Annotated in this window: 4 protein-coding genes and 2 pseudogenes; all 6 read left to right on the plus strand. The window is 68.8% G+C overall.

Annotation, left to right across the window (positions count from 1 at the left end):
* Window positions 1-223: pseudogene (locus VIM26_RS05045) on the plus strand (CpaF family protein); the annotation flags it as partial.
* Window positions 223-1,158 carry a type II secretion system F family protein gene (locus tag VIM26_RS05050; protein WP_331949262.1) on the plus strand — a complete coding sequence of 312 codons (936 nt, stop codon included), beginning with the start codon at window positions 223-225 and terminating at the stop codon, window positions 1,156-1,158. The pseudogene VIM26_RS05045 and the gene VIM26_RS05050, both read left to right, overlap by 1 nt.
* 21 nt (window positions 1,159-1,179) lie before the next feature.
* A complete protein-coding gene (locus VIM26_RS05055) occupies window positions 1,180-2,064 on the plus strand; it encodes a type II secretion system F family protein (RefSeq protein ID WP_331949263.1) in 885 nt (294 codons plus the stop codon).
* A gap of 536 nt (window positions 2,065-2,600) precedes the next feature.
* Window positions 2,601-2,978, plus strand: a pseudogene (locus tag VIM26_RS05060) (SDR family NAD(P)-dependent oxidoreductase); the annotation flags it as partial.
* A gap of 82 nt (window positions 2,979-3,060) precedes the next feature.
* A complete protein-coding gene (locus tag VIM26_RS05065; protein WP_331949264.1) occupies window positions 3,061-3,357 on the plus strand; it encodes an SDR family NAD(P)-dependent oxidoreductase in 297 nt (98 codons plus the stop codon).
* 215 nt (window positions 3,358-3,572) lie between these two features.
* Complete coding sequence (locus VIM26_RS05070; RefSeq protein WP_331949265.1) at window positions 3,573-4,232, plus strand: DUF433 domain-containing protein; 660 nt, start codon at window positions 3,573-3,575, stop codon at window positions 4,230-4,232.
* Window positions 4,233-4,413 lie beyond the last annotated feature (181 nt).

A 4,413-nucleotide genomic window follows, 5' to 3' on the forward strand; every position in this document is an offset into this window, starting at 1 on the left:
GCGGGTGACGCACGTGACCGAGGTCCAGGGCATGGAGGGCGAGACCGTCACGCTGCAGGACGCCTTCCTGTTCGACTACAGCGCGGGGGTGGACGCACGCGGCCGGTTCCTGGGCAAGCCCGTGCCGACCGGGGTCCGTCCGCGGTTCACCGACCGGTTCCGTGACCAAGGAATCCAACTCTCCCCGCGGGTCTTCGGGGCGACCGATCCTGATGCGCTGTGATGCCCGGAGCGGTGCTGGGCCTGCTGGCCTGCTACGGCGCGCTGGCCGCGGCGGCGGTCTGCGTCAGTGGACCGCGAACCCGCAGGCTCCCGCCCGAGCGCCTGATGCCGGGAGTCGTGCCGAGCTCGTCGTCGCTGTCGACCGCCACGGAGCGCCTGTTCGAGCTCGTCGACTCCCGGCTGAGCCGCGACGGTCGCCGGGTGGCGCGTGCGGAGGCGCTGGCACGCGCCGGAGTGTCCCTGCGCCCGGGCGACTACCTGATCCTGGTGGGAGCGGGAATGGTCACCGCCGCCGCCGTGGGACTTCTGCTGTCCGGGTTCCTGCTTGCCGTGCTTCTCGCGCTGCTCGTTCCGGTGATCGCCAGGATGATCCTCAAGGTCCGCACGGGCAAGCGCCAGCGGGCGTTCGCCGACCAGCTGGACGACTCCGTGCAGCTGCTGGCGAGCAGCCTGCGCGCCGGGCACAGTCTCCTGCGTGGCATGGATGCGGTCTCTCGGGAGGCCGAGTCGCCCACCGCGGAGGAGTTCGCCCGGGTGGTCAACGAGACGCGCGTGGGCCGAGACCTGGGCAAGGCCCTGGAGGACGTCTCGGAACGGATGCAGAGCGAAGACTTCAACTGGATCGCCCAGGCGATCGCCATCCACCGGGAGGTGGGCGGCGCCCTCGCCGAGGTGCTCGACCAGGTGGGCACGACCATCCGGGAGCGCAATCAGATCCGCCGACAGGTGAAGGCGCTGAGCGCGGAGGGCACGCTCTCCGCCTACGTGCTGATGGCTCTCCCGTTCGGCGTGACCGGTTTCCTGAGCCTCACCAACCCCAGCTACCTCGCCAAGTTCACCCAGAGCCCGCTCGGCTACGCGCTGATCGTCCTCTGCGTGATTCAGATGGTCGTCGGAGCGCTCTGGCTGCGCAAGGTCGTCTCGTTCAAGTTCTAGCGCTCGAGAGGGGCGGTTCGCATGATGCCACCGGTGGTGTTCCTGGGCGCGCTCGGCGTCGGTCTTGGGCTGGCGATCCTCGTCTGGTTGCCGCTCGCGGCCCGGAACCCGGGCCGCACACGGGCGGTGCGGAACCTGACGGCCGGACTCGAGCTCCCGGAAGGCGATCCGCTCCGACGCTCCGCCGCCACGCCGTCGCTGGCTCGCCAGCTCACGCCCGCCGGCTTTCTCGCCCGCCTCGAGCGGCTGCTCCGATCGGCGGGCAGACCGCCCGCCTGGCCGCTCGAGCGGCTGGCCGCCGCCAAGCTCGTGCTCGCGGCCGTGGGCGTCGCACTCGGCGGGCTTCTCGTCAGCGGCGCGCCCGGACTGGGCCACCTCGTCCTGGCCGTGATCGTGACCGGGGTCGCCTACATGACCCCCGAGCTGTTGCTGCACAGCAGGGGCCAGGAGCGCCAGAAGGCGATCGGGTTGGCACTGGCCGACACGCTGGACCAGATGACGATCGCGGTCGAGGCGGGGCTCGGCTTCGAGTCGGCGATGACCCGGGCCGCCCGCAACGGCACGGGTCCGCTCGCCGACGAGCTCGTCCGGACGCTGCAGGACATCCAGGTGGGGCAGCCCCGGCGCGCGGCCTACCTGGCGCTCGCCGAGCGCACGGACGTGCCCGACCTGCATCGCTTCCTGCGCGCCGTCATCCAGGCCGACCAGTACGGGATCGCGATCGCGCAGGTGCTTCGCACGCAGGCGTCGGAGATCCGGCTGAAGCGTCGCCAGCGCGCCGAGGAGAAGGCGATGCAGATACCGGTGAAGGTCATCTTCCCGCTGCTGCTGTGCATCCTGCCGACGCTGTTCGTCGTGCTGCTCGGGCCGGCCGTGATGGGCATCATCGCCGCATTCAGCAAATAGCCGGGTCACCCGCGGCCAGCCTCTCTGTACCGGCGGCTGCGGCTCACGCCTGGTTCGCCGGTCGCCAGGGCGTCGGCCGGGGCGTGGGTGGCGGCCCAGCCGGCGAGGAGCCGCAGCGCGTCGTCGTCGGGCGAGCCGGCGTCGGCGCTGAACGCGATCAGGGACAGGCCGGGGCTGGCCGACCGGCTCGCTGGCCCGACCGGCGCGCGGGTAGCCGGCGAGCTCGACGCCGGGGTCAGCCCGTCAATCCCGTCAGTGAGCGGGCTCAGTGCATCTCTCAGTGCAGCCAGAGTGCAGTGAATGCGTCGTTTTGGTGCACTTTCGCTGCACAGAGCGCTGCACTGACGTCGAGCAGCAGGCCGGGCAGCGGGTCGTCAGCGCGGTCGGCAAGCGCGGGTTCGCGTGCGCACGAACTCGGAGGTCTACGTCGAACTCGGACACGGTGCAGTGTGCGAGTTCGACGTAAACCTCCGAGTTCGGCGATGGGTTTGCCGCCTTTGCCGAGAGAGAGAGAGAGAGAGAGAGAAGGAGTCATCATGGAGTCGACACTTGCTGGAACCGTTGCCATCGTCACGGGGGCTAGCAGCGGGATTGGCGCTGCCACCGCTTCGCGGCTCGCCGCGCACGGCGCCGCCGTCGTGCTCGTGGCCCGTCGCAAGGACCGTCTGGAGACCCTCGCCACCGAGATCGACGAGGCGGGCGGGAGCTCGCTGGTGGTGGCCGCCGACATCACCGACCGCACGCAGGCGGAGGGCGCCGTGCAGCAGGCCGTCGCGCGGTTCGGGCGGCTGGACACCCTGGTCAACAACGCCGGGCTGATGCTCCTGGGGCCCGTCGTCGGCGCGGACGCCGAGGACTGGGAGCGGATGATCGACGTCAACGTCAAGGGCATGCTCTCCACCACCCGCGCCGCTTTGCCGCACCTGCTGAAAGCCGCGGCGCAGGGCCCGCGCCGGGTCGCGGACATCGTGAACATTCAGCTCGATTGCCGGGCGCGTGGCCTGGAGCGGCTACGCCGCGTACAGCCTGACGAAGTTCGGCGTGAACGGGTTCACCGAGTCCCTGCGCCAGGAGGTCACGCAGCGGCACGTGCGGGTCGGCGTCCTCGAACCGGGCGGCGTCGAGACCGAGCTGGGCTCGCACCACAGGCCCGAGATCCGAGGCGAGATGATCGACCCCTTCTACGAGGTCCTCGCCCCCGAGGACATCGCCGACGGCGTCGCGTACATGGTCACCCGCCCCCGGCACACGTCCGTCGGCGAGCTGTGGATCATGCCCACCGACCAGGCCTGAGTCGCCAAACTCGCACGCCACGAGTGTCTAACCAAGTTGCTCTTGGCGAGAGGAACAGAAGGTCGCGGGGTGATCGGCGAGCACTCGAAAATGAATTCGACGTGGAACCTAGATCGGCTGCCGTACGGTGAGTCACGCTGATCTGTCCGGTTCAGGCGCTGTGTGGGCGGTCAGCCCTAACCTGGCGCAGTCACGTGAGTTAGAGCGGAGGAAGCATGGCGTCGAGCGAACGCGATCCAAGGTTCGACGTGCCGCTGTACACGATCAGCGAGGCGGCGATGCACCTTCGGATGAGCGACGAAACCCTCCGACGATGGGTGAATCGGGGAGACCTGATCCGTTCGCTCACCCCCGAGACGCCCAAGTCAGCCCGTCTTCCGTTCATTGCCATGGCCGAAGCGCAGTTCTACCTGCAGTTGCGGCGGGACGGGTTGTCGATGCAGTCGGTGACTACAGGGATGGCGGCTGCCCGACAGTTGCTCGGCGCTCGCTTCCTTGTTCGAGGAGCCCTTGCGCACGACGGCAAGGACGTTCTCCTGAACTTGCCAGATCGTGACGCGGCCTCAGAGTGGCTCCGCGCACGGGACAGGCAAGGAGGCTTGCCCGGGGTCATCGAACGAGGCCTCACCCACATCACCTGGGGGCCCGACGACCGACCCGAGCGTGTTCGTCTGGTCGCCTACGAAGGCGCCGACGTGATCGTCGATCCGCGGTTTGTCTTCGGGCAGCCGATGCTCGCTGAGCGAGGAGTGAGGACCGAGGACATTCTGCAGATGTTCCTCGCTGGAGATTCGATCGAAGACGTCGCCGAGGAGTTCCGAGTGCCCGCCCAGGTCGTTGAGTCAATCGTCCGTACCCACGCCCTCGCTGCCTGAGGTCCTCGTCGATCGCAGCCTGGGCACCATCGCTGTGCCCGAGTAACTGGTCAGGTTGTCGTGGGGTGGGGCGGGCTGATCCGCGCGAGGCGCTCATCGCAGTTTGAATAGGCGTCCGATTTGGAAGTATCACCATCTTGGTTGATTGAAAATCGGTTCGTCGTGAATTGTGCGGCGTGTC

The sequence above is a fragment of the Pengzhenrongella sp. genome (assembly GCF_036565025.1).
Lineage (GTDB): Bacteria > Actinomycetota > Actinomycetes > Actinomycetales > Cellulomonadaceae > Pengzhenrongella.

Bases quoted from the DNA above. Each gene is read 5' to 3' on its own strand.
- VIM26_RS05070 (WP_331949265.1), top strand. From the start codon at position 3,573: ATGGCGTCGAGCGAACGCGATCCAAGGTTCGACGTGCCGCTGTACACG.
- VIM26_RS05055 (WP_331949263.1), top strand. From the start codon at position 1,180: ATGATGCCACCGGTGGTGTTCCTGGGCGCGCTCGGCGTCGGTCTTGGG.
- VIM26_RS05050 (WP_331949262.1), top strand. From the start codon at position 223: ATGCCCGGAGCGGTGCTGGGCCTGCTGGCCTGCTACGGCGCGCTGGCC.